We start from the raw sequence: 24,672 nt of genomic DNA, 5'->3' as shown, positions 1-24,672 counted from the left end.
GAAGGGGACTTGGTACTACTGCTCCTCGTGGACCTTGACCCCGACCTCGGAGCCCTGCGACTGCTCGGCGGCTTCTTCGTGCTGCGCACCGTCGTAGGCACAGCACCGGCCCCGGCGAAGCCGCTCCCGACCCTCGCACAGGCGTACGAGGGTACGGCGGAGGATGACGGGGACCCCATGACTTTCCGTGTCCAGAAGGTGGCAACGGCGTTGCAGGCCCCGGAAGTCCGGATCGCCGCCTCGGTGGCCCATCTTGGCCTCGCGGCCCGGCTCTGGTCGGCGACCCTCGGCTGCGCGGCCTTGTACGGCCGGACACCGGACCTCGACCCACGGCTGGTGCGGTGGGACGCCGACGGCCGCGCCCCCGACGACCTGTGGCTCATGGAGGTGCGCCCGCTGCCGGGCGATGCCGCGACCCTCGTGGACGTCGTGCTGCACGGTCACCTCGAACCTCTGGCGGCCACCCTGCGTGCCCGCTACCGGCTCGCGGAGGGCCTGCTGTGGGGCAACGCCGGTTCCGCGCTGGCGGGTGCCGGACGTGAACTGGACCGGTGGGCGCGGGCGAACGGCCGTACGGACACCGCCGACCGGGCCTGCGCACTGACCGCAGAGCTCTTCACCCACCCCCTCCTGCGCGAAACCGGCACTCTCACCGGCACGTCCTTCCGGCGCCGCAGCTGCTGCCTGTACTACCGCGTGCCCGGGGGAGGCGTCTGCGGCGACTGCTGTTTCACTCGGCCGCCCACGGCTTAACCGAGCGGCCATCCCATGGTCTTCCGCCCGCGCTGCTTCTGGGTGACCATGAAGGGACCAGCCGCTTCAGACAGGGGGTTCCGGGTGCGAGTGGGACTGCTGACCCGGGAGTACCCGCCGGACGTGTACGGCGGCGCGGGCGTCCATGTCGAGTTCCTCGCCCGGGAGTTGCGCCCGCTGGTCGAACTCGACGTGCACTGCTGGGGCGAGGGCCGCAGCGAGGGCGTGGTCCGGCACCGCCCCTGGCCCACCCTCGACGGCGCCAACGACGCGCTGCGCACCTTCTCCGTGGACCTCTCCGTCGCGGCCGCCCTCGAGGACCGCGAACTCGTCCACTCCCACACGTGGTACGCCAACCTCGCCGGCCACCTCGCCAAGCTCCTGTACGGCATCCCGCACGTGATGACCGCCCACTCCCTGGAGCCGCTGCGCCCCTGGAAGGCCGAGCAACTCGGCGGCGGGTACGCCCTGTCGAGCTGGGCCGAGCGCACCGCGATCGAGGCCGCCGACGCGGTGATCGCCGTGTCCGGAGCGATGCGCGAGGACATCCTCGCCTGCTATCCGGCGCTGGACCCGGCCCGCGTCCACGTCGTGCACAACGGCATCGACACCGGCCTCTACCGGCCCGACCCCGGCACCGACGTCCTGCACCGCCTCGGCATCGACCCGAACCGCCCGTACGTGCTGTTCGTCGGCCGCATCACCCGGCAGAAGGGCGTCCCCCAACTGCTGCGCGCGGTGCGCGACATCGATCCGGCGGCCCAGGTCGTGCTGTGCGCGGGCGCGCCCGACACCCCCGAGATCGACCGGGAGTTCCGCGACCTGTACCAGGAGCTGAGCCGGGTCCGCGACGGCGTGCACTGGATCCCCCGGATGCTGCCCCGCCCGGAGGTGATCCAACTCCTCACGCACGCGGCCGTGTTCGTCTGTCCCTCGGTGTACGAGCCCCTGGGCATCGTCAATCTCGAGGCGATGGCCTGCGGGACTCCCGTCGTGGCGTCCCAGGTCGGCGGCATCCCGGAGGTCGTCGCCGACGGCAAGACGGGCCTGCTGGTGCCCATGGACGACGACTTCGTCAGCGGCCTCGCCCGCGCCCTGGACGCGGTGCTGGCCGACCCGGAGGGTGCCCGGCGGATGGGTGAGGCGGGGCGGGAGCGGGCGGTGGGGGAGTTCGGCTGGGACATGGTCGCCCGCCGTACGGCACGGCTTTACGAGGAGATCCTCGGGCGGACGAACGACCGGGGGATCCTCGAACAGGCTTAGTCCGCCCTGCTCAAGGGCAGGCATGGGTCAACCACGGTGAGGGGAGCGGCCATGCGGCGTGGTGGTCCTTCGGTGCTCGGAATCGTACTGGCGGGCGGAGAGGGCAAGCGCCTGATGCCCCTGACCGCGGACCGGGCGAAACCCGCGGTGACCTTCGGCGGCACGTACCGCCTCGTCGACTTCGTCCTGTCCAACCTCGTCAACGGCGACATCCTGCGCATCTGCGTGCTGACGCAGTACAAGTCGCACTCGCTGGACCGGCACATCACCACCACGTGGCGGATGTCCAGCCTGCTCGGCAACTACGTCACCCCGGTCCCGGCCCAGCAGCGGCTCGGCCCGCGCTGGTTCCTGGGCAGCGCGGACGCGATTTTGCAGTCCCTGAACCTGATCTACGACGAACGGCCCGAGTACGTCGCGGTGTTCGGCGCCGACCACGTCTACCGCATGGACCCGCGCCAGATGCTCGCCCAGCACATCGAGTCCGGCGCGGGCGTGACCGTGGCGGGCATCCGCGTCCCGCGGTCGGAGTCCCCCTCCTTCGGGGTGATCACGCCGGGCTCGGACGGCAGCACCGTCGAGCGGTTCCTGGAGAAGCCCGCGGACCCGCCGGGCCTGCCGGACGACCCCAACTGCGTGCTCGCCTCGATGGGCAACTACATCTTCACCACCAAGGTCCTCATCGAGGCCCTGCAGCGGGACGCCGAGGACGGGAACTCCGTGCACGACATGGGCGGTTCGATCCTGCCCCAGCTCACCGCGCGCGGCGAGGCACACCTGTACGACTTCAGTGACAACCACGTGCCCGGCGAGACCAGCCGCGACCAGGGCTACTGGCGGGACGTCGGCACGCTCGACGCGTACTACGACGCCCACATGGACCTCATCGCCGAGCGCCCCGCCTTCAACCTCTACAACCGCAGCTGGCCCATCTACACCCACTCCAACCAGCTCTCACCGGCCCGCTTCAACGCGGGCGGCATCGCCGGCGAGTCCATCATCAGCGCCGGCTGCCTGATACGGGGGCAGGTCACCCGGTCCGTGTTGTCGCCGGGTGTGGTGGTCGACCCGGGAGCGGTCGTCCAGGGCTCGGTGCTGCACGACAACGTCCACATAGGGCGGGGCGCGGTGGTGCGGGGCGCCGTCCTGGACAAGAACGTCGAGGTGCCCCCGGGCGCGACGATCGGCGTCAACCCGGAACGGGACGCGGAGCTGTACACGGTGTCCAAGGGCGGGGTCATCGCACTGGGGAAGGGCCAGCGGGTGTCGTGAGGACACGGGCTCGATTACTCGTTCGACCCTAGGCACGGGCGCCTCTGCGCGCGGCGTCCGCGTGCGGCGGGCCCCAGTGTCGCGTCCGGAGGTTTCTGCGTGGCGCCGGGAGGTCTCGGTTAGAGTCCGGCGGTCTTCGCGTCGTCCCCCGGGCGGCCCCGAGTCGCGTCCGGAGGTTTCCGTGTGGCGTCCGGAAGGCTCCGTGTGGCGCCCGGCGGGTCTTCGTGTGACGCTCCTTACGTCTCCGTGCCACCCCTGCCCCTCCTCCGCGACCACTTATGTCACATGAGTCCCCGTGAGTCCCACCGCTTTCGCAAGCGTCCGGACTTAATCTGCTGTTAACTGTGCGTAGCCTGATCGTACTTGACCGTAATCGCGTGTGGGCGATTGACTGCTGGCCCACCCGTCGTCGACGCGAGGCAAGCCATTGACTTCTGACGACCTGCTCGCTCCCCTCGACCTGGCGTTCTGGAACATCGAGTCCGACCGGCACCCCATGCATCTGGGGGCGCTCGGCGTGTTCACGTCCCACTCGCCCGCCGCGGGCGCCCACGCCGCCGACCTGCTCGCCGCGCGTGCCGCCGCCGTGCCCGGGCTCCGGATGCGGATCCGGAACGTATGGCGGCCCCTGGACCTGCGCCAGCCACTGGCCTTCGGCGGCGCGGCGCGTGAGCCCGCGCCGGACTTCGACCCGCTCGACCACGTCCGGCTGCACGCCCCGACGGCCGATTTCCAGGCGGTGGCAGGCCGTCTGATGGAGCGTCCGCTGGAACGCGGCCGACCGCCATGGGAGGCGCATGTGCTGCCCGGCGAGGACGGCGTGTCGTTCGCCGTGCTGTTCAAGTTCCACCACGCCCTCGCCGACGGCCTGCGCGCCCTGACCCTGGCGGCGGCGGTCCTGGACCCCACGGACCTGCCCGCGTCCCGCCCCCGCCCGGTGGAGCCGCCCCGCCGCCCGCTGCCCGACGTGCGCAAACTGCCCGGCCTGGTGCGCGGCGCCCTGTCCGACATGGGCCGCGCCCTCGACATCGGCGCCTCCGTCGCCCTGTCCACCCTGGGGGTGCGCTCCTCACCGGCGCTGACCTCCCAGCCCTCCGGTACCCGCCGTACCGCCGGAGTGGTCCTCGACCTCGACGACGTACACCGCATCCGCAAGGCGGTCGGCGGCACCGTGAACGACGTCCTGATCGCCGTCGTCGCCGGCGCCCTGCGCGGCTGGCTCGACGAACGCGGCGACGGCAGCGACGGCGTCGCGCCCCGCGCCCTGATCCCGGTCTCCAAGCGCCGCCCGCGCACCGCGCACCCACAGGGCAACCGGCTGTCGGGTTATCTGATACGGCTTCCGGTCGACGACCCCGACCCGCTCGCCCGCCTCGCCGCGGTCCGCACGGCCATGGACCGCAACAAGGACGCCGGCCCCAACCGGGGCGCGGGCGCCGTCGCGCTGCTCGCCGACCACGTCCCGGCGCTCGGCCACCGGCTCGGGGGCCCGCTGGTCAGCCAGGCCGCCCGGCTGTGGTTCGACATCCTGGTCACCAGCGTGCCGCTGCCCGGCCTCGGTCTGAAGCTGGGCGGCAACCAGCTCACGGAGGTGTTCCCCTTCGCCCCGCTGGCCGCCGGCCAGTCCCTCGCCGTCGCCGTGTCGACGTACCGGGGGCGGGTCCACTACGGGCTCGTCGCCGACGCGGCGGCCGTACCGGACCTGGACCGGTTCGCGCAGGCGGTGGCCGACGAGCTGGAGACGCTGATCAAGGCCTGTGCGCCCTGATCATGACGGGTTTGGTGGTGCGGCCCGGCGCTCCGTAAAATCTGCCGTTCGAATGCGGACGCGACCTTCAGCGCCGCGAGGGCAGAGATTCAGGGAACGGCAGCGGCGATGACGGTGACAGAGGACAGCTCGGCGACCACGGACGAGGTGGTGTACGGGCCCGGCATCGACCCGGAACGGCTCGCCGTCTGCCTGAGCGTGCTGGAGGAGCTCGACAAGCTGGACGTCGATCACCCCGACGCGATCCTGGTACGTCGGGCCACCTCGAACATCTACCGCACCGTCAAGCAGCGCCGCCGCCAGGAGCGCCGGGCCGCCAAGACCGCGCACGACAAGGCGGTCACGGAGGCCACGGCGACCGGGTCCGCCGAGCGCATCGACGACGAGACGGAGGGCCTGCTGCCGTCGTCGCGCACGGAGGAGGGCAAGATCGCGGGGATACTCCAGCGCCCGCGCTCCTGCTACACCTGCAAGACCCGGTACGTCGAGGTCGACTACTTCTACCACCAGCTCTGTCCCGACTGCGCCCGCCTGAACCGGGCCAAGCGCGACGCGCGCGCCGACCTCACCGGCAAGCGCGCGCTGCTCACCGGCGGCCGCGCCAAGATCGGCATGTACATCGCGCTGCGGCTGCTGCGCGACGGCGCGCACACGACCATCACCACGCGCTTCCCGAAGGACGCCATCCGCCGCTTCAAGGCCATGGACGACTCGGCGGACTGGATGCACCGCCTGGAGATCGTCGGCATCGACCTGCGCGACCCGGCGCAGGCCGTGGCTCTCGCCGACCAGGTCGCCGAGGCGGGGCCCCTCGACATCCTCATCAACAACGCGACGCAGACCGTGCGCCGCCTGCCCTCCGCGTACGCCGCCCTGGTGGAGGGTGAGAGTGCCCCGCTGCCGGCCGGTGAGCTGCCCGCCCACCACGTGATCGGCGCCTTCGGCTCCGGCGCGGTGGACGGTCTGGCCGCGCTGCCCGCCGGGATCTCCGGCCTCGACGCGCAGCAGGTCGCCGACCTCGCCCTGGTCGCGGGCAACGCCAGCGTCGCGCGGCACCTCGACGGCACCGCCATCGACGCGGGCGGCCTGGTCCCCGACGTTGTTGAGAGCAACACCTGGGTGCAGACCATCGAGCAGATCTCCCCGGTGGAGCTCCTCGAGACCCAGCTGTGCAACTACACGGCGCCGTTCATCCTGATCAGCAAGCTCCGGTCGGTCATGGGCGACGCCGCGAAGAGGGCGCAGAGCGGACGCGCGTACGTCGTGAACGTCTCGGCGATGGAGGGTGTCTTCGGCCGCGGCTACAAGGGCGCGGGCCATCCGAACACCAACGCCGCCAAGGCCGCGATGAACATGGTCACACGGACCAGCGCGCAGGAGATGTTCCAGACCGACGGCATCCTGATGACCTCGGTCGACACCGGCTGGATCACCGACGAGCGTCCCCACTACGACAAGCTGCGCCTCGCCGAGGCGGGCTTCCACGCCCCGCTCGACCTGGTCGACGGCGCGGCCCGCGTCTACGACCCGATCGTGCGCGGCGAGGCGGGCGAGGACCTGTACGGCGTCTTCCTGAAGGACTACGCACCCGGCAAGTGGTGAGCCGCGCTCACCAGCTCTGACGGGCGTTCTCGACGAGGTCCATCCAGGCGATGCCCATGAGCAGCGCGGCCACGCCGAACAGCAGAGCGCTCACGGCCAGGGCGAAGTACAGGACGGTTCGGGACAGGCCCCCGAGATCCGGGGTGCGCCGGGGGCGCGGGGGCGGCGTGGTGTCGCTCATGTGTGCCACCTTCTTCACGGCAACCTGCGGAAGCGCCCCGACCCGACTGCCGAGCCACGCCAACCGACAGGCACCACCCCCATGATCCCACCAGGCCACCGAGCGCGCCTGTCTGCCGGGGCTGCGATCGGCCGACGGCTTGGGGCCGGCTGCCGGTGGCTGCGATCGGCCGAAGGCTCCGCGTTGGCTCCAGTTGGCTGTGATCGGGCGACGGCTTCGGGTCGGCTGCCGGTGGCTGTGATCGGGCGACGGCTTCGGGTCGGCTGCCGGTGGCTGTGGTCAGCCGAGCGTGCCGGGTGGGCCGCCGGTGATTGCGGTCGGCTGGCTGGATGCCGGTGGCTGCGATCGGCTGAAGGCTCCGCGTTGGCTGCCGCCGGCGCGGAGCGGTCGAGGCTTTGGGCTGGCTGCCGAGGGTTGCGATCAGCCGAGGGCTCCGGATCGGCTGCCGGTCGTTGTGGTGGGTTGGCGGTTTGCCCCGCTCCCGGTGGCTGCCATCAGCCGACGGCTTCGGGTCGGTTGCCGGTCGTTGCGGTCGGCTGGTGGCTCTGACCCGCCTCCCGTGGCTGCCGTCAGCCGAAGGCTCCAGGTCGGCTGCCCTGGCTGTGGGCCGTCGGCCGCTTCGCCCCCGCCCGCGCCCCGACCGCTTCGACCAGCCGAGGGACCCGGGGCCGCCATCGGCCCCCCGATCAGTCGACGGCGCCGAGTCGTGAGTGTCGGGTCGCGACCAGTTCCAGGACCGTGCGCCAGTCCTCCAGTACCCCGGCGTCGAGGCCGATGACCTTGCCCGCGTCGGCGGCCTGGCGCAGGGTCACGGCGTCCTCGGCGAGTGGGTCCCGTGCGAACGCGGCCGCCTCGGCCGGGCTCATCGGACCGCCCTGGCGGGTCGGGGTCAGGCCGCGCTCGGGAGAGACGGCGGCCAGATAGCGCTTGGCCGCCACATGCAGTCGTACGAGACGGGCGACCCGTTCGCCGAGCAGGGACCGGACCGCGTCCGCCGCGAGGTCCGCGTGCCCCGCGTCGTCGCCGGGCCGCAGCAGATGTCCGATGTCGTGCACCAGGCCCGCCACCTGGAGTTCCTTGTCGGCGGGGCGACTTCGGCGCAGCAGTGCGGCCGTCTGCAGCGCGTGGTCGTGCAGGTCGACCGGGTCGCCGCTGCCGTCCGGGGTGTCCCAGGCGCCACGGCAGGCGTACAGCAGATCCATCAGCTCTTCGACACTGCGCAGCTCCATGCGTCAGTCCTCCCGCCGGACAAGCCGTTGCCGTACGTCAGCAGATCATGGCGGGCTTGCGAATCGGCCAACGGGACTTGAACTGCGTGACGCCACGACAGCCGTCGGTCGCGGGCGTGTTCGCCCGGGTAGGCCGGTCGGGTGAGTCACTATGCGTCCATTTCGTTACAAATGGCAGGAAAATTCGCCTGATCGAGCACGGGGCGACTCGTGATCGTTACCCATAGTTTTCAGCCCCATCGAGCGGACCCCCGCTCATTTGGTTAATCTGGTCGAGACGGACAGCAACAACGGGTCCCTACCCACACCCACCGTCCGTCCCGGGACAAGCCGGTGCACAACGGCCTGCTCTCATGCGAGTTACCGACGCCACCGCGTCCAACAGCAACATGTCAGACCCGAACGGGCGTCGGGGAGCGGATCGCAGGCCGCCGGCGCGCCCCAGAGGGTGACCCGACACATAAGGAGTGCGCGGTGACACCGGAGAAGACGAATCGCGAACAGCGCCCCAAGGAACGCACGGAGCGCGCGGGCCGCCGGCCCGGCGAGATCGGGAGCCTCGATGTGTGGGCCCGGTCCGCCCCGATCCGCCTGGCGGGCTACGAGGACGACCTCGCCGAGCCGCACATCCTGCCCAGCGTGGACTGACCGGCAGGAGCCCTTCGCGATCGCCGACCGCATGGGCGTGCGACACTCACGCCCATGCTGATCAGGGAAGCAACGGCCGACGACTGGCCGCACATCTGGCCGTTCTGGCACCGCATCGTCGCCGCCGCCGAGACCTACACGTGGGATCCGGACACCACCGAGGACGCAGCCCGCGACCTGTGGATGAGCCCGGCCAAGCGCGTGTACGTCGCCCAGGACGACGACGGAACCGTCATCGGCTCCGCCTACCTCACCCCCAACTACGGCGGCCCCGCCGCCCGGATCGCCAACGCCGGTTTCATGGTCGACCCCGAGCAGGCGGGCCGCGGCATCGGCCGGGCCCTCGCCGAGCACATGCTGACCGAGGCCAAGGCACACGGCTACCGGGCCATGGTGTTCAACGCGGTCGTCGAGACCAACCCGGCCGTACAGCTGTGGACGTCCCTCGGTTTCACGATCCTGGGCACGGTCCCGGACGCCTTCGAGCACCCCCAGCACGGCAGAGTGGGCCTGCACATCATGCACAAGACCCTCTAGTCCAGCGGCGCCGTCCGCCGCCAAGGGTGCGCGGTCTCCAACTGGCCCGCCAGCTCCAGCAGTTCCGCCTCCGATCCGGGTCGCCCCACCAGCTGTACGGCGCAGGGGGCGCCCGACGGCAGGGTGCCGAACGGCACGGCCATCGCGGGCCAGCCGGTGAGGTTCCACGGGGGAGTCATCGGGGAGTAGTTGGTGTTGGCGGCCACATTGCGCAGCCAGCCCCGCTCGTGCCAGGGCCCGGCCTTGGGCGAGCGGCGCGCCAGCGCGGGCGTGAGCAGCACGTCGTACTCGGCGAAGAACGGTTCGAGGCGCCGCCGCAGTTCCTCCCGGCCCGTGCCGACGCGCACGGTCCGCACGAACCGCCGCCCGACGGCCGCGTGGACGCGCGTGCGCCGGGCCAGCAGCCGCACGTCCAGCCCCTGGGCGTCGACGCACGTACCCGCCGTCCAGTGGGCCAGGGACGTGAAGCTCAGCGTCGCCGGATACGGCGGGTCGGCGCGCCGCACGTGGTGACCGGCCTTGATGAGCAGCCCGGCGGCCTCACGGGCGGCGGCCGTATACGGCTTCCCTATGGTGACGCCGGCGATGGGGCTGCGCAGGGAGACGGCGACCCTGCGAGTGGCGGGCGCGTCCTGCCGTACGAGCTCACCGTCGGCCAGGACGGACAGCAGCAGCCGGGCGTCCTCAACGGTCGTCGCCAGCGGACCGTTCTCCGACATGCCGAACCAGTCGCCGTCGCCGATACCGGCCGGGACCACCCCGCGGCCCGGCTTGATGGTGACGACACCGCAGTTGGCCGCCGGTATGCGCAGCGAGCCCATCCCGTCGTTGCCGAGGGCGATCGGCACCATGCCCGCCGCCACGGCGGCCGCGCTGCCGCCGGACGAACCGCCCGCCGTACGCGTGGTGTCCCACGGGTTGCGGGCGGTGCCGTGCACCCCCTCGGTCGTACCGAACACACACAGCTCCGGCACGTTGGTCAGCCCCACCACGACCGCACCGGCGGCGCGCAGCCGGGCGACGGTGACATGGTCCTGCTCGGCGGGCACGTCCGGCGTCGCGGCCGAGCCGATCCGCATGCTCTCGCCCCGCACGGCCAGATTGTCCTTGACGGCCACGGGCACGCCCGCGAGCGGCAGTTCGGCCAGGTCGGCCCGCGACCCCACTTCGTCGGCCTCGGCTAGCGCCCGCTCGGCCCGGACGGCACGGAACGCCCCGACCCGTCCGTCCAGCCGCTCGATCCGCGCCAGATGCGCCGCCACCACCTCCCGCGGCGTGACCCGCTTCTCCTGCACGGCGGCGGCGATCTCGACGGCGGTCCGTCCGACCCAGTTGGTCACGGGCGCTCCTCGGCATGGGGGCTACTGGTGAGTACGTGGGAAGAACTCTGCCCGGACGACAGGTGCCGCGTCGAGAGGTCGGCGCGGGGACGGTTCGAACCGCGTGCCGCAGGAAAGCTGTACCTCTCGTCGGATCCCGACGACCCACGGAGCGCCCCGCATGCATGACGACCGCAGCCTTGTCGAGGCCCGCCTCAGGCGAGTCCTCGAAGAACGCGTCCGACCCGCCGTGTACCCCGAGTCCGTGCCGCTGGACGTGGCGGTGTGGCACGCCCCCGGTGAGCCCGTGCCGGTCGCCGAGGGGCTCGCTGCCGAGACCGAGCCCATCGAGGTGGGCGCCAGGTGGGGCGCACCCTGGGGTACGAGCTGGTTCCGTGTCACCGGCACCGTCCCCGAGGCGTGGGCCGGGAAGACCGTCGAGGCGCTGCTCGACCTCGGGTTCGACGAGAACATGCCCGGCTTCCAGTGCGAGGGCCTGGTCTACCGGCCCGACGGCACGCCGGTGAAGGGCCTGAACCCGCGCAATCAGTGGGTGCGCATCGGCGCACCCGTCGAGGGCGGGGAGGAGGTGCGGCTGCACATCGAGGCCGCGTCCAATCCGGTCATCCTCGGCCACCACCCCTTCCGGCCGACCGAGCTGGGCGACAAGGAGACCGCGGGCAGCGAGCCGCAGTACACCCTCACCCGCATGGACCTGGCCGTCTTCGACGAGACGGTCTGGCAGCTGGTGATCGACCTGGAGGTGCTCGGCGAGCTGATGGCCGAGCTGTCCGTCGACAGTGCCCGCCGCTGGGAGATCCTGCGGGCCGTGGAGCGGGCGCTGGACGGGATCGATCTCCAGGACGTCAACGGGACAGCGGCCGAGGCCCGTTCCCGCCTCACCGGCGTACTGGCCTCCCCGGCCTCACCCTCCGCCCACCGCGTCAGCGCCGTCGGCCACGCGCATATCGACTCGGCGTGGCTGTGGCCGCTGCGCGAGACCGTGCGCAAGGTGGCCCGCACCACCGCCAACATGACCGCCCTGCTGGACGACGAGCCGGACTTCGTGTTCGCCATGTCGCAGGCGCAGCAGTGGGCATGGGTCAAGGAGCACCGGCCCGAGGTGTGGGCCCGGGTGAAGAAGGCGGTGGCGGACGGCCGGTTCGTGCCCGCCGGCGGGATGTGGGTGGAGTCGGACACCAATATGCCCGGCTCGGAGGCGATGGCCCGGCAGTTCGTACACGGCAAGCGGTTCTTCCTCGACGAGTTCGGCATCGAGAACGAGGAGGCCTGGCTGCCCGACACCTTCGGCTTCGCCGCCGGGCTGCCGCAGATCATCAAGGCGGCGGGCTCGAAGCACCTGCTGACGCAGAAGATCTCCTGGTCCCGCACGAACAAGTTCCCGCATCACACCTTCACCTGGGAAGGTATCGACGGCACCCGGATCTTCACCCACTTCCCGCCCGTCGACACCTACAACTGCTCCATGAAGGGCGCCGAACTCGCCCACGCCGCCCGCAACTTCAGGGACAAGGGCCACGCCCGCCACTCCCTCGCCCCCTCCGGCTGGGGTGACGGAGGCGGCGGCACCACCCGCGAGATGGTCGCCCGGGCGGCCCGGCTGCGCGACCTCGAAGGCTCCCCGACGGTCACCTGGGAGACCCCGGCGGCCTTCTTCGCCAAGGCCGAGGCCGAGTACCCCCATCCGCCCGTGTGGGTCGGCGAGCTCTACCTCGAACTCCACCGCGCCACCCTCACCAGCCAGGCCAAGACCAAGCAGGGCAACCGGCGCAGCGAACACCTGCTGCACGAGGCAGAGTTGTGGGCCGCCACGGCCGCCGTTCGCGCCGGATTCTCTTATCCGTACGAGGAACTGGACCGCATCTGGAAGACGGTGCTGCTGCACCAGTTCCACGACATCCTGCCCGGCTCGTCCATCGCCTGGGTGCACCGCGAGGCACGCGCGACCTACGAGCGGCTCGCGGGCGAGCTGAACGCGATCATCGACGCGGCCCAGCGCGCGCTGGCGGGGGAGGGGGCGCGGGAGCTGGTCTTCAACGCCGCGCCGCACAGCAGGCGGGGTATCCCGGCGGGCGGTGCCGGTGCTCCGGTCGTGGAGGGGGCGGCGCCGGTTCGCCCTCGCGGGGAGGGCGGCTACGTCCTGGACAACGGCCTGCTGCGGGTCGCCATCGACGACCGGGGTCTCGTCGTCTCCGTGTACGACGTCGAGGCCGACCGCGAGACCATTGCCCCGGGCCGGGTCGCGGGCCTCCTCCAGCTCCACCCCGACTTCCCCAACATGTGGGACGCCTGGGACGTCGACGAGTTCTACCGCAACACCGTCACGAACCTGACCGACTTGGACGAGATCACCGCGGGCGAGGACGGCGCGTCGGTGCGGGTCGTACGGTCGTTCGGCGCGTCACGCGTCACTCAGGTGCTGTCGCTGCCGCCGGGGGAGCGGCGGCTGGTGCTGGACACGGAAGTCGACTGGCACGAGACGGAGAAGTTCCTCAAGCTCGCCTTCCCGCTCGACGTGCACGCCGAACGGTACGCCTCGGAGACACAGTTCGGGCACTTCCACCGGCCCACCCATACCAACACCTCCTGGGAGGCGGCCAAGTTCGAGGCCTGCAACCACCGCTTCGTGCATGTGGAGGAGCCGGGCTGGGGTGTCGCCGTCGTCAACGACTCGACGTACGGCCACGACGTGACCCGCACCGTCCGCACCGACGGAGACGGTGGTACGACCACCACGGTCCGCGTCTCCCTCCTGCGCGCCCTGCGCTTCCCGGACCCCGAGACCGACCAGGGCGTCCACCGCTTCCGGCACGCCCTTGTGGTCGGCGCGAGCATCGGCGACGCGGTGCGGGAGGGCTGGCGGATCAACCTGCCCGAGCGTCTGATCACCGGCGCTCAGGACGTCGTACCGCTTGTCACGGTCGACCAGGACGCGGTGGTGATCACGGCCGTCAAGCTGGCCGACGACGGCAGCGGCGACGTGGTCGTCCGCTGCCACGAGGCCCACGGCGGCCGGGCCCGGGCCAGGCTCACCGCGGGCTTCGAGGTCACCGGCGTCACGGTCACCGACCTGCTGGAACGCCCGCTGCCGGAGGCCGCCGCGCCGGTGGTCGACGGCGAGCGGATCACCGTACGCCTGCGTCCCTTCGAGCTGGTGACGCTGCGGCTGCGGCGGAGCTAGACCGGGGTGCGAGGGCCCGTCCGGAGGGGGCGGGCCCTCGCCCTGCTCGGGTCAGGCGTAGAACGGCCCCGGCGTGCTCCAGGTCGTGTGGCCGAAGACGTTGTCGTCGGCGATGGTGACCTGCACGTTGGTGACCTTCAGGCCGTACTGGGTCGGGGTCATGCCCTCGGGGCAGGTCACTTCGACGGCCGGGAAGTTCATGTAGAAGTGCGGGCCGAAGTCCCGGTCGGGGTACTGGCGGTACTGCGCGAGGATCCAGCCGGACTGCGGCACGTAGTAGGTGTGCAGCAGTTTCTGCCGCTCGGTGCGGACGACGAAGCTGGTGCCGTGGTCGAAGGTGCGCGCCATGTCGGCGTATGCCTGGAAGAAATAGTCGGTACTGTCAAGTCCGCCGATGTAGCCCGGCTGGCTTCGGACGTTGTGCAGGGTGACGTCGAGCCTTGAAGCAGCCGCAGCCGGGCGTTGGATTGTTGTCGCGGTAGATGTTCTGGCGCTTGCGGTCCCCGAACGCGGCGTCGGGTCCGGTTGTAGTGCCGCGGGACGACCGCGCCGTAGAACTTCACCGTCGCCGACACCCCCGCCCTGCGTGGGCGCCGGCATCTCGACCGTGGCCGTGGCCCGGGCGGCGCCCGGACCGGCCAGGACGAGACCGGCCCCGGCGAGCAGTACTGGCATGCGCACGCTAGCCCGGCACTGATCCCCGGTCCGGGCGAACGCCCCAACCCTCACAAACGGAGGGCAGACAGTGACTACCCGCCGAGCTGCGCCCGCAGCCACTCCTCCACCTCGCCGACGTGTGCGGCCGCCGCCGCTCTCGCCGCCTCCGGGTCTCGGGCGGCCAGGGCGCGGTGGATCGCGGCGTGTTCGCGGCGGGTGCGGGCGAAGGCGCCCTCCTCCTGGTAGCCGCGCCAGACGCGGGCCCGGAAGGTGCGGGAGGACAGGCCCTCCAGGATCGCGGCCATGGTCTCGTTGCCTGCGGCCAGCGCGATCTCGCGGTGGAAGGCGAGGTCGTGCGCGAGGATCTCCTCCGGGTCGTCGGTCGCGTTCATCGCCGCCAGGTGCCTTTCGACCTCGGCGAGCTGCTCGGGGGTGATGCGGGCGGCGGCCAGGGCGGTCGCCGTCGACTCCAGGATGCGGCGGACCTCCAGCAGTTCGACCAGACGCGGGCCGCGGGACAGGTCGGCGACGACCCCGAAGTTCTCCAGCAGGTCACCGGCCTGGAGTTGGGTGACGTAGATGCCGGAGCCGTGCCGGGCCTCCAGGACGCCCATCACCGTGAGCGCGCGGATCGCCTCCCGCATCGAGCTGCGGGAGATGCCCAGTTGGGCCGCCAGCTCGCGCTCGGTGGGCAGGCGCGCGCCGGGTTCGAGGAGCCCCTCGGCGATCATCGCCTTGATCCGCTCGATGGCGCGCTGCGTCACCGTGCCCCGCTGCGGGGCCGGCTCTGTCTCCGTCTCGTTCACGCCACTTCTCCCGTCGCCGTGCGCCGCAGTGTAGCCAGCCAGGTGGTCGGACCACTACAGCGGAAAACACGAGAGATTCGCTTCCGGAGGGTGTTGTCGGCATGAAGTGGTCTGATAAATATGCGGGCAACTGCTCGATCACGCTCAATGAGGAGCCGGCAGATGGCCGACGGGACACAGCGGAACGGACGGCGGTACGGGCGAACACTGACGCGAGCGGCGGCCGGGGCGGTCTGCGCCGCCCTCGTGCTCACCGCCTGCGGCAGCACCAAGGACACCGGCGCCGTCGGCGCCGAAGGCGGCGGCACCGGCAAGGTCGGGGTGATCCTGCCCCTGCTGACCTCGCCGTTCTGGCAGTCGTACAACGACTACGTGCCGAAGATGGCCGAGTCCGAAGGTGTCGACGCGCTGAAGACGGTCAACTCCAACAGCGACCCCTCGCAGCAGATCACCGACATCAACAACCAGCTCAACCAGGGCGTCAAGGGCCTGGTCGTCGCCCCGCTGGACAGTGCCGCCATCGAGGCGGGACTCGACCAGGCCGAGCGCAAGGGCGTACCGGTCGTCGCCGTCGACGTGGCACCGGACAAGGGCAAGGTCGCCATGGTCGTACGGGCGAACAACGTGGCGTACGGCGAGAAGGCCTGCCAGTACCTCGGCGAGCAGATCCCCTCCGGCAAGGTCGTACAGATCATGGGCGACCTGGCCTCGGTCAACGGCCGCGACCGCTCCGAGGCGTTCCGCGCCTGCGTGAAGAAGAACTTCCCCAAGCTGAAGGTCCTGGAGATCCCCGCCAAGTGGGAGTCCGACACCGCGGCCTCCAAGCTGGACACGCTCCTGAACGCCAACCCCGACATCAAGGGCATCTACATGCAGGCCGGCGGCGTCTACCTCGCGCCGACCCTGCAGACCCTGAAGTCCAAGGGGATGCTGAAGAAGGCCGGGCAGCCGGGCCACATCACGATCGTCTCCAACGACGGCATCCCGCAGGAGTACGACGCCATCCGCAAGGGCGAGATCGACGCGACCGTCTCCCAGCCCGCCGACCTGTACGCCAAGTACGGCATGTACTACATCAAGGCGGCGATGGAGGGGAAGACCTTCGAGCCCGGCCCGACCGACCACGGCTCGACCATCGTCAAGCTGCCCAGCGGCATCCTGGAGGACCAGCTGCCCGCACCCCTGGTCACCAAGGACAACGTCGACGACCCCGAGCTGTGGGGCAACACGGTCGAATGAGCACACCACTTGTTGAGGCGCGGGGCATCGTCAAGCGGTACGGCCCCACCACCGCCCTTGCCGACGGACAACTCACCGTCCTGCCCGGCGAGTCCCACGCCCTCGTCGGCCGCAACGGCGCCGGCAAGTCGACCCTGGTCAATATCCTCACCGGACTCCAGCCCGCCGACGAGGGCGAGGTCCGCTTCGACGGCGAGCCCGCGCCCGCACTCGCCGACCGGGACGCCTGGCGCCGCAAGGTGGCCTGCGTCTACCAGAAGCCCACGGTCGTCCCCGAGTTGACGGTCGCCGAGAACCTGTTCATCAACCGGCAGCCGCTCCAGCGCGGATTCATCAGCTGGCGCAAGCTCCGCACCGAGGCCGCCGACCTCCTCGCCACCTGGGACGTCCATGTCGACCCCGAGGCCCGCACCGCCGACCTCAAGGTTGAGGACCGCCAAATGGTGGAGATCGCCCGGGCGTTGAGCTTCGGCGCCCGGTTCATCGTCCTCGACGAGCCCACCGCCCAGCTCGACAACCGCGAGATCGAGCGGCTCTTCACCCGCATGCGGGCGCTCCAGGACTCCGGCGTCACCTTCCTGTTCATCTCGCACCACCTCCAGGAGGTGTACGAGGTCTGCCAAACCGTCACCGTGCTGCGCGACGCCCGCTGGATCACCACCGCACCCGTCGCCGACCTCCCGCGCGGGGCGCTGGTGGAGGCCATGGCGGGGGAGAGCGTCACCGAACAGGCCGAACGGCAGCAGACCGCCCCCGCCGCCGGCGAGGCGCCGGTCCTGCTCGACGTCCGAGGGCTCACCTCACCCTCGTACACGAAGATCGACCTCAGCGTGCGCCGGGGTGAGGTCGTCGGGCTCGCCGGGATCAGCGGCAGCGGCAAGATCGAGCTGGCCGAGACCATGGCGGGACTGCACACGCCCACCGCCGGGACCGCGCTGATCGACGGTGCGCCGTTGCCGTTCGGCGATGTGCGCGCCGCGCTGGACGCGGGCGTCGGCTGTGTCCCGCGCGACCGCCACGGTCAGGGTCTCGTCTTCGGCATGACCATCGGCGACAACGCCACCATGAGCGTGCTGGACCGGCTCGGCCGGTTCGGCTTCGTCGGCAGCGACCGCCGACGCGGCCTCGCCACCGAGCTGATCGACCGCCTCGACATTCACGCCGAAGGCCCCGACCAGCCCGTCTCCGACCTGTCCGGCGGCAACGCACAGAAGGTCGTCATGGCCCGCGCCCTCGCCTCGGACCCACGTCTGCTGGTGCTGATCAACCCCACCGCGGGCGTCGACGTGAAGTCCAAGGAATCGCTGCTGGCCCGTGTGGACAGCGCCCGTGAGGACGGCACCGCCGTGCTCGTCGTCTCCGACGAACTCGACGACCTGCGCCGCTGCGATCGTGTCCTCGTCCTCTTCCACGGCCGCGTCGTCGCCGAACACCCCGCGGGCTGGCGCGACCACGAGCTGATCGCCTCCATTGAAGGAGTGGACCATGGCTGACACCAAGGCGGCCCCGCCGCTCGCGCCCCTGCGCGCCCCCGCCGCCGCGTCCGCCAGAACGGTACTGCTGCGCCGCGCCCGCGAACTGGCCCTGCTCCCGGCGCTGTTGCTGCTCATGGTGCTCGGCGCCGTGGTCAACGACTCGTTCCTCACCGAGCGCAACCTGATCTCCATCCTCGGTGCCTCCGCCGCGCTCGCGATGGTCGTACTCGCCGAGTCGCTGGTCCTCATCACCGGCAAGTTCGACCTGTCCCTGGAGTCCGTCGTCGGCATCGCGCCCGCCGTGGGAGCGCTCCTGGTGCTGCCCGTCGCCCAGTCCGGCTGGGGCACCGAACTCCCGGCTGCGCTCGCCCTGCTGGCCATCCTCGTCGCCGGGGCCGTCGTCGGCGCCTTCAACGGCATCCTGGTGGTGAAGTTCCGGCTCAACGCGTTCATCGTGACGCTCGCCATGCTCATCGTCCTGCGCGGGCTGCTCGTCGGTGCCACCAAGGGCAAGACCCTGTTCGGCATGCCCGAGTCCTTCTACTCGTTGGCGACCACCACCTTCATCAACGTCCCGATGTCGGTGTGGCTGGCCGCCGGCGCCTTCGCGGCCGCCGGGCTGGTGCTCAAGTACCACCGGGTCGGCCGCGCGCTGTACGCCATCGGCGGCAACGCGGACGCGGCCCGCGCGGCCGGTATCCGCGTCGAGCGCGTCATGCTCGGCGTGTTCGTGGTCGCCGGAGTGCTCGCCGCGGTCGGCGGCATCATGCAGACGGGGTACGTCGGCGCGATCAGCGCCAACCAGGGCAACAACATGATCTTCACCGTGTTCGCGGCCGCGGTGATCGGCGGTATCAGCCTCGACGGCGGCAAGGGCAGCATGCTCGGCGCCCTCACCGGCGTTCTGCTCCTGGGAGTCGTACAGAACCTGCTCACCCTCGCCCAGGTCCCGTCCTTCTGGATCCAGGCCATCTACGGCGGAATCATCCTGGTCGCCCTCATGATCGCCCGGGTGACCACCGGCCGCGCCCAGGACTGACCGCCGCAGCCCTCTGCACCCGACCGAAAGGCCTGCTGTGTCTCCCTCTCCCGCCCGCATCACCGCCGTCGACACATACGACATCCGCTTCCCCACCTCCCGCGAGCTCGACGGCTCCGACGCGATGAACCCGGACCCCGACTACTCGGCGGCCTACGTCGTGCTGCGCACCGACGCCGCGGACGGGCACGAGGGGCACGGCTTCACCTTCACCATCGGGCGGGGCAACGAAGTCCAGGTCGCCGCGATCGAGGCGCTGCGCGGGCATGTCGTCGGCCGCCCGGTCGACGAGCTGTGCGCCGACCCGGGCACCCTGAACCGCGATCTGATCGGCGACAGCCAGCTCCGCTGGCTCGGGCCCGAGAAGGGCGTGATGCACATGGCGATCGGCGCGGTCGTCAACGCCGTGTGGGACCTCGCCGCCAGACGTGCGGGCAAGCCGCTGTGGCAGCTGCTCGCGGGCGCCGAGCCCGAGTGGCTGGTGCGTCAGATCGACTTCCGGTACCTCACCGACGCCCTCACCCCCGAGGAGGCGCTGACCATCCTGCGCCGGGGCCGGGAGGGCGCCGAGGAGCGCACGGCTCGGCTGCTGGAGCGCGGCTACCCCGCCTACACCACCTCACCGGGCTGGCTCGGCTACGACGACGCCAAGCTCACCCGGCTCGCCACGCAGGCGGTCGCCGACGGCTTCCGGCAGATCAAGCTCAAGGTCGGCGCGGACCTCGACGACGACATCCGCCGCTGCCGGGTCGCCCGCGCGGTCGTCGGCCCGGATGTGCGCATGGCGATCGACGCGAACCAGCGCTGGGACGTCGACGAGGCGATCCGCTGGACCAAGGCCCTCACCGAGTTCGACCCCTACTGGATCGAGGAGCCCACCAGCCCCGACGACATCCTCGGCCATGCCGCGATCCGCCGGGCCGTCGCCCCCGTCAAGGTCGCCACCGGCGAACACGCCCACAACCGGATCGTCTTCAAGCAGCTCCTCCAGGCCGGCGCCATCGACGTCCTCCAGCTGGACGCGGCCCGCGTCGGCGGCGTCAACGAGAACCTCGCCATCCTGCTGCTCGCCGCCAAGTTCGGCGTTCCGGTCTGTCCGCACGCCGGCGGCGTCGGCCTGTGCGAACTCGTCCAGCACCTGGCGATGTTCGACTATCTCGCGGTCTCCGGCACCACCGACGACCGGGTCGTCGAGTACGTCGACCATCTCCACGACCACTTCCTGGACCCGGTCCGCATCCGGGACGGCCACTACCTCGCACCCACCGCGCCCGGCTTCTCGGCCGCCATGCGCCCGGAGTCCATCGCGCGCTACACCTTCCCCGACGGCACCTTCTGGGCCGCCGACCGCGACGACACCAACAAGAAGGGGCAAGCGGCATGACCGACTTCGAGGGCATCAGGGCCCTGGTGACCGGCGGCGCCTCCGGCATCGGCCGCGCCACCGCGGAACTCCTGGCCGAGCGGGGAGCCCGGGTCGCCGTCCTGGACCTGGCAAAGGCCGACGCACCCTTCCTTGCCTACGAGGCCGACGTCACCGACGACGCCTCCGTACGACAGGCGGTGACGGACGCGGTCGCGGACCTCGGCGGACTCGACGTGCTGGTGAACAACGCCGGTATCGGCGCCCAGGGGACCGTCGAGGACAACGACGACGCCGAATGGCACCGGGTCCTGGACGTCAACGTCGTCGGCATGGTCCGCACGGCCCGCGCCTGTCTGCCGCACCTGCGCGAGTCGTCGCACGCGGCGATCGTGAACACCTGCTCCATCGCGGCCACCGCGGGCCTCCCGCAACGCGCCCTCTACAGCGCGACCAAGGGCGCCGTGTACTCCCTCACCCTCGCCATGGCCGCCGACCACGTCCGCGAGGGCATCCGCGTCAACTGCGTCAACCCGGGCACCGCGGACACCCCGTGGATCGGCCGCCTGCTCGACGCGGCCGACGACCCGGCCACCGAACGCGCCGCGCTTCAGGCCCGCCAGCCCACCGGCCGCCTCGTCACGGCGGCCGAGGTGGCGGGCGCGATCGCCTACTTGGCGAGCCCGCTGTCCGGTGCCACCACCGGCACCGCCCTCGCCGTCGACGGCGGCATGCAGGGCCTGCGCCTCCGCCCGGCGGGCCGGCGATGAGCGGCGCCCAGCTCGCCTTCGGCGCCGCCGGGATCGGCAACCTCTACACCGAGATCACCGACGAGCAGGCGTACGACGCCGTGGGCGCGGCCTGGCGACAGGGCATCCGCCACTTCGACACCGCCCCGCACTACGGCCTCGGCCTGTCCGAACGCCGACTCGGCGCGGCCCTGCGCGAGCACCCCCGCGAGGCGTACACGATCTCCACCAAGGTCGGCCGCCGCCTGGAACCGTCCGACGGCACCGGCGACGACCTGGCCCACGGCTTCGCCGTCCCCGCCACCCACCACCGCGTCTGGGACTTCACCGCCGACGGAATACGCCGCACCCTGGACGCCTCCCTGCAACGCCTCGGCCTCGACCGCGTCGACACCGTCTACCTGCACGACCCCGACGACCACGCCGAACAGGCCTTCCGCGAGGGCTACCCGGCCCTGGAGAAGCTGCGCTCCGAGGGCGTCGTCGGCGCGATCGGCGCGGGCATGAACCAGACGGCGATGCTCACCCGCTTCGTCCGCGACACCGACGTGGACGTGGTGCTGTGCGCCGGCCGTTACACGCTCCTCGACCACAGCGCCCTCACCGACCTCCTGCCCGCCGCACAGGAACGCGGGACGGCGGTGGTGCTCGGGGGCGCCTTCAACTCCGGCCTGCTCGCGGACCCGAAGCCGGGAGCCACGTACGACTACACCGAGGCGCCAGGTGAACTGCTCGACCGCGCCCTGCGGCTGAAGTCGATCGCCGAGCGCCACGGCACCACCCTGCGTGCCGCTGCCCTCGCCTTCTGTTCCGCGCACCCGGCGGTCAGGAGTGTCCTCGTCGGTGCCCGCTCGGCCGCCGAGGCGGACGACTGCGCCGAGCAGTTCCGCACGCCCGTGCCCGCGGCCCTCTGGCAGGAGCTGCGGGAGACGGGGCTGCTCCCCGCCGATGCCCCCGTACCCGCTTGAGGAGCCGTCATGAGAGTCGCCCTGCACACCAAGGTCCGCCCCGACCGCATCGACGCGTACGAGGCCGCCCACCGCGAGGTGCCGAAGGAACTCACCGACGCCATCCGTGCCGCCGGCGCCACCTCCTGGACGATCTGGCGCAGCGGCACCGACCTCTTCCACGTCCTGGAGTGCGAGGACTACGCCCGTCTCCTCGCGGAGCTGGAACAGCTGCCGGTGAACGTCGCGTGGCAGGCCCGCATGGCCGAGCTCCTGGACGTGGTCCACGACTACTCCCACGACGGGGCCGCCGCGGGCCTGCCCGTCGTATGGGAGCTGCCATGACCGTGGACGCGCACCACCATGTGTGGGACCTGTCCGTACGCGACCAGGACTGGATCAGCGGCGACGAACTCCTGCCGATCCGGCGGAACTTCACCGTCGCCGACCTGGAACCCGAGGCGCGGGCCGCCGGAGTGGATCGTACCGTCCTCGTCCAGACGGTCACCGTGCCGGAGGAGACCCCGGAGTTCCTCGCCCTCGCAGCCGCGCACGAGCTGATCGGCGCGGTCGTCGGCTGGACCGACCTCACCCGCCCGGACATCGTCGACGAGCTGGCCCGGCTGCGTGAACTCCCCGGTGGCGGCTACCTGAAGGGCATCCGCCACCAGGTCCAGAGTGAACCCGACCCGGAGTGGCTGCTGCGTCCCGACGTCCGCCGGGGACTCGCCGCCGTCGCCGACGCCGGACTGGTCTACGACCTCGTCGTGCTGCCCCACCAACTGCCCGCCTGCGCCAAGGCCGCCGCGGACCACCCGGACCTCACTTTCGTCCTGGACCACCTCGGCAAACCGCCCATCGCCTCCGGCGCACTGGAACCCTGGGCGAGCGCCGTCCACGCCCTCGCGGCGCTCCCCAACACCGTCTGCAAGCTCTCCGGCATGGTCACCGAGGCCGACCCGAGGTCCTGGACGGTCGACGACCTCCGCCCGTCCGCCGACACCGTCCTTGAGGCCTTCGGTCCGGATCGTCTGATGTTCGGCTCGGACTGGCCGGTGTGCACGCTGGCCGCGACATACGGTGAAGTGCTGTCGGTGGCAGCGGAGTTGACGGACGCGGCGGACCGCTCCCGTATCTTCGAGGGCACCGCCACCCGCGTCTACGACCTCTGAGCAGGCTCCGCCAGCCGCGTCGGCGGCAGATACTCCCGCACATATGTCCGGTCCCAGCACGCGCCCGTCTCACGCAGCTCCCGCCAGGTCGTGTACCGGTAGCGGAAGAGGCGGGCGCGGATGAAGCGCGGGGGTTCGTCGGGCGGGAAGGGGGAGCGGCGCAGCAGCTTCAGGGTGGCGCGGTCGTTCTCCAGCAGCCGTTCCACCAGGGCGCCGAACCACGCACCCGCGTAGGCCGGGGACAGCGCCGCGAACCACATCAGCCAGTCCAGCCGCAGATGGTACGGCGCGAACTGGCGCGGCCAGTGCCGTGGATCACCGGGCTTGCCCCTGAACTCGTACTCCCGCCAGTCGGAGTCCTCGCACGGTACGGCGTCGGCGGTGCCCTCGATGACCACCTCGTAGCGGATCCGGCTGACGCTGCCGAAGGCGCCGTAGGTGTTGACCAGGTGGAGCGGGTCGAAGGAGCGGTTCATGACCTGGGCGCGGGAGATCATGTTGGCGACCGGGCGGTAGCTGAGGAACGCGATCAGCGCGGCCACGGCCAGCACCACGACCACGTACCAGAGCGGGGCGTCCGGGACGGACGGCGGGTCGGCGGGGAACTGGATCGCCGAGAGGCCCAGCACGATGGTGATCCAGTTCAGCCAGGAGAAGTTGCCGGACAGGACCAGCCACAGCTGGGTGACGATCATCAGCGCGGCGGCGGCCGTGGCGATCGGCTGCGGGGTGAAGAGGAGCACCGGCACGACGAGTTGGGTGAAGTGGTTGGCGGCCACCTCCATCCGGTGCAGCGGACGGGGCAGATGGTGGAAGAACCAGCTCAGCGGGCCCGGCATCGGCTGTGTCTCGTGGTGGTAGTCCAGGCAGGTCAGCTTGCGCCAGCAGGCGTCGCCGCGCACCTTGATCAGGCCCGCGCCGAACTCCACCCGGAACAGGATCCAGCGCAGCAGGAACAGCACCACGATCGGCGGCGCCACCTCGTCGTTGCCGAGGAAGATCGCGAGGAAGCCGACCTCCAGAAGCAACGACTCCCAGCCGAACGAGTACCAGGTCTGGCCGACGTTGACGATCGACAGATACAGCAGCCAGGGCAGCACCCACAGCAGCATCGCCGCCCACAGCGGGACCATCGCGTCCACGCCGGCCAGCAGCGCCGCCGACACCGCGCAGCCCGACCAGGCGCACACCGCGAAGAAGCGGTCCGAGTAGTGGAGTTGGAAGAGGCTGGGCGCCCGCTTGAACGGCACGTACTGGGTGTAGCGCGGGACCGGGAGCATGCCGCGTGCCCCGATCAGCGCCCGGAACTGCAGGGCCGCCGTCAGGAACGCGACCAGATAGACGGCCGCCAGGGCCCGCTGGAAGACCAGCCGGGTCAGCCAGTAGTCGGGTGCGGTGAACCACTCCACGGTCGTGCGCTCCTCTCCTTCATTCTGGCGCCGTCACCCCTG

General features: G+C 71.2%; 22 protein-coding genes. 16 read left to right on the top strand and 6 right to left on the bottom strand.

Going from position 1 to position 24,672, the window contains the following annotated elements; translation table 11 throughout:
- Window positions 1-27 precede the first annotated feature (27 nt).
- The 5 genes from SSP24_RS02460 (at window position 28) to SSP24_RS02440 (ending at window position 6,658) form a co-directional block, all read left to right on the top strand.
- Window positions 28-753, top strand: coding sequence for a (2Fe-2S)-binding protein (locus SSP24_RS02460; protein ID WP_141307020.1), 726 nt, complete (start codon window positions 28-30; stop codon window positions 751-753).
- A gap of 84 nt (window positions 754-837) precedes the next feature.
- On the top strand, window positions 838-2,016 hold the full coding sequence (gene glgA, locus SSP24_RS02455) for a glycogen synthase (protein WP_174864570.1): 1,179 nt from the start codon (window positions 838-840) through the stop codon (window positions 2,014-2,016).
- Between the two features lie 51 nt (window positions 2,017-2,067).
- Complete coding sequence (gene glgC, locus SSP24_RS02450; RefSeq protein ID WP_141307018.1) at window positions 2,068-3,288, top strand: glucose-1-phosphate adenylyltransferase; 1,221 nt, start codon at window positions 2,068-2,070, stop codon at window positions 3,286-3,288.
- A 427-nt stretch (window positions 3,289-3,715) separates the two neighbouring features.
- Window positions 3,716-5,056 (top strand): wax ester/triacylglycerol synthase family O-acyltransferase, encoded by a 1,341-nt coding sequence (locus tag SSP24_RS02445; RefSeq protein ID WP_141307016.1) that lies wholly within the window; start codon window positions 3,716-3,718, stop codon window positions 5,054-5,056.
- A gap of 108 nt (window positions 5,057-5,164) precedes the next feature.
- A complete protein-coding gene (locus tag SSP24_RS02440; RefSeq protein ID WP_141307013.1) occupies window positions 5,165-6,658 on the top strand; it encodes an SDR family NAD(P)-dependent oxidoreductase in 1,494 nt (497 codons plus the stop codon).
- Between the two features lie 7 nt (window positions 6,659-6,665).
- Here SSP24_RS02440 and SSP24_RS42640 read toward each other — a convergent pair whose 3' ends face one another.
- Window positions 6,666-6,839 (bottom strand): lytic transglycosylase domain-containing protein, encoded by a 174-nt coding sequence (locus tag SSP24_RS42640; RefSeq protein WP_167529486.1) that lies wholly within the window; start codon window positions 6,837-6,839, stop codon window positions 6,666-6,668.
- Between the two features lie 686 nt (window positions 6,840-7,525).
- The gene (locus SSP24_RS02435; RefSeq protein WP_141307011.1) at window positions 7,526-8,068 is read right to left on the bottom strand and encodes an HD domain-containing protein; all 543 of its coding nucleotides are present in this window, start codon (window positions 8,066-8,068) and stop codon (window positions 7,526-7,528) included.
- A 474-nt stretch (window positions 8,069-8,542) separates the two neighbouring features.
- Here SSP24_RS02435 and SSP24_RS02430 point away from each other — a divergent pair, with 474 nt between their 5' ends.
- Both SSP24_RS02430 and SSP24_RS02425 read left to right on the top strand, forming a co-directional pair.
- Window positions 8,543-8,716 carry a hypothetical protein gene (locus tag SSP24_RS02430; protein WP_107082809.1) on the top strand — a complete coding sequence of 58 codons (174 nt, stop codon included), beginning with the start codon at window positions 8,543-8,545 and terminating at the stop codon, window positions 8,714-8,716.
- 54 nt (window positions 8,717-8,770) lie between these two features.
- The gene (locus SSP24_RS02425) at window positions 8,771-9,253 is read left to right on the top strand and encodes a GNAT family N-acetyltransferase (RefSeq protein ID WP_141307009.1); all 483 of its coding nucleotides are present in this window, start codon (window positions 8,771-8,773) and stop codon (window positions 9,251-9,253) included.
- Here the strand turns inward: SSP24_RS02425 and SSP24_RS02420 are convergent.
- The gene (locus SSP24_RS02420; RefSeq protein WP_141307007.1) at window positions 9,250-10,593 is read right to left on the bottom strand and encodes an amidase; all 1,344 of its coding nucleotides are present in this window, start codon (window positions 10,591-10,593) and stop codon (window positions 9,250-9,252) included. The two genes, SSP24_RS02425 and SSP24_RS02420, sit on opposite strands and share 4 nt — an antisense overlap.
- Window positions 10,594-10,753: 160 nt before the next feature.
- Between SSP24_RS02420 and SSP24_RS02415 the strand changes: the two genes are divergently transcribed.
- A complete protein-coding gene (locus SSP24_RS02415) occupies window positions 10,754-13,774 on the top strand; it encodes an alpha-mannosidase (RefSeq protein WP_141307005.1) in 3,021 nt (1,006 codons plus the stop codon).
- Between the two features lie 51 nt (window positions 13,775-13,825).
- Here SSP24_RS02415 and SSP24_RS02410 read toward each other — a convergent pair whose 3' ends face one another.
- On the bottom strand, window positions 13,826-14,122 hold the full coding sequence (locus SSP24_RS02410; RefSeq protein WP_141307003.1) for a hypothetical protein: 297 nt from the start codon (window positions 14,120-14,122) through the stop codon (window positions 13,826-13,828).
- A gap of 401 nt (window positions 14,123-14,523) precedes the next feature.
- Window positions 14,524-15,237 carry a FadR/GntR family transcriptional regulator gene (locus SSP24_RS02405; RefSeq protein ID WP_141307002.1) on the bottom strand — a complete coding sequence of 238 codons (714 nt, stop codon included), beginning with the start codon at window positions 15,235-15,237 and terminating at the stop codon, window positions 14,524-14,526.
- 162 nt (window positions 15,238-15,399) lie between these two features.
- On the opposite strand from SSP24_RS02405, the gene SSP24_RS02400 reads away from it, so the two are divergent.
- From SSP24_RS02400 to SSP24_RS02365, 8 genes are read left to right on the top strand one after another with little or no spacing between them, the layout of a single operon-like run.
- Window positions 15,400-16,476: a sugar ABC transporter substrate-binding protein gene (locus tag SSP24_RS02400; RefSeq protein WP_141307000.1), complete on the top strand. Its 1,077-nt coding sequence runs from the start codon at window positions 15,400-15,402 to the stop codon at window positions 16,474-16,476.
- Window positions 16,473-17,969: a sugar ABC transporter ATP-binding protein gene (locus SSP24_RS02395; RefSeq protein ID WP_141306998.1), complete on the top strand. Its 1,497-nt coding sequence runs from the start codon at window positions 16,473-16,475 to the stop codon at window positions 17,967-17,969. Before SSP24_RS02400 ends, SSP24_RS02395 begins: the two co-directional genes overlap by 4 nt.
- Window positions 17,962-18,990 carry an ABC transporter permease gene (locus tag SSP24_RS02390; protein WP_141306996.1) on the top strand — a complete coding sequence of 343 codons (1,029 nt, stop codon included), beginning with the start codon at window positions 17,962-17,964 and terminating at the stop codon, window positions 18,988-18,990. The genes SSP24_RS02395 and SSP24_RS02390 overlap by 8 nt, the downstream gene beginning before the upstream one ends.
- A 37-nt stretch (window positions 18,991-19,027) precedes the next feature.
- Window positions 19,028-20,374: an L-fuconate dehydratase gene (locus SSP24_RS02385; protein WP_141306994.1), complete on the top strand. Its 1,347-nt coding sequence runs from the start codon at window positions 19,028-19,030 to the stop codon at window positions 20,372-20,374.
- Window positions 20,371-21,123 (top strand): SDR family NAD(P)-dependent oxidoreductase, encoded by a 753-nt coding sequence (locus tag SSP24_RS02380; RefSeq protein ID WP_141306992.1) that lies wholly within the window; start codon window positions 20,371-20,373, stop codon window positions 21,121-21,123. Before SSP24_RS02385 ends, SSP24_RS02380 begins: the two co-directional genes overlap by 4 nt.
- Window positions 21,120-22,070, top strand: coding sequence for an aldo/keto reductase (locus SSP24_RS02375; protein WP_141306991.1), 951 nt, complete (start codon window positions 21,120-21,122; stop codon window positions 22,068-22,070). Before SSP24_RS02380 ends, SSP24_RS02375 begins: the two co-directional genes overlap by 4 nt.
- Window positions 22,071-22,079: 9 nt before the next feature.
- Window positions 22,080-22,394, top strand: coding sequence for an L-rhamnose mutarotase (locus tag SSP24_RS02370; protein WP_141306990.1), 315 nt, complete (start codon window positions 22,080-22,082; stop codon window positions 22,392-22,394).
- Window positions 22,391-23,221: an amidohydrolase family protein gene (locus tag SSP24_RS02365; RefSeq protein ID WP_141306988.1), complete on the top strand. Its 831-nt coding sequence runs from the start codon at window positions 22,391-22,393 to the stop codon at window positions 23,219-23,221. Before SSP24_RS02370 ends, SSP24_RS02365 begins: the two co-directional genes overlap by 4 nt.
- On the opposite strand, the gene SSP24_RS02360 is transcribed toward SSP24_RS02365, so the two are convergent.
- Entirely contained in the window at window positions 23,209-24,630 is a 1,422-nt protein-coding gene (locus SSP24_RS02360; protein WP_141306986.1) for a lipase maturation factor family protein, read from the bottom strand. The genes SSP24_RS02365 and SSP24_RS02360 overlap by 13 nt on opposite strands.
- Window positions 24,631-24,672: the final 42 nt, after the last annotated feature.

The organism is Streptomyces spinoverrucosus (assembly GCF_006539505.1).
GTDB classification, from domain to species: domain Bacteria; phylum Actinomycetota; class Actinomycetes; order Streptomycetales; family Streptomycetaceae; genus Streptomyces; species Streptomyces spinoverrucosus.
The sequence above is the reverse complement of the archived record's forward strand: the minus strand, read 5'-3'. Positions and strand labels throughout refer to the sequence as shown.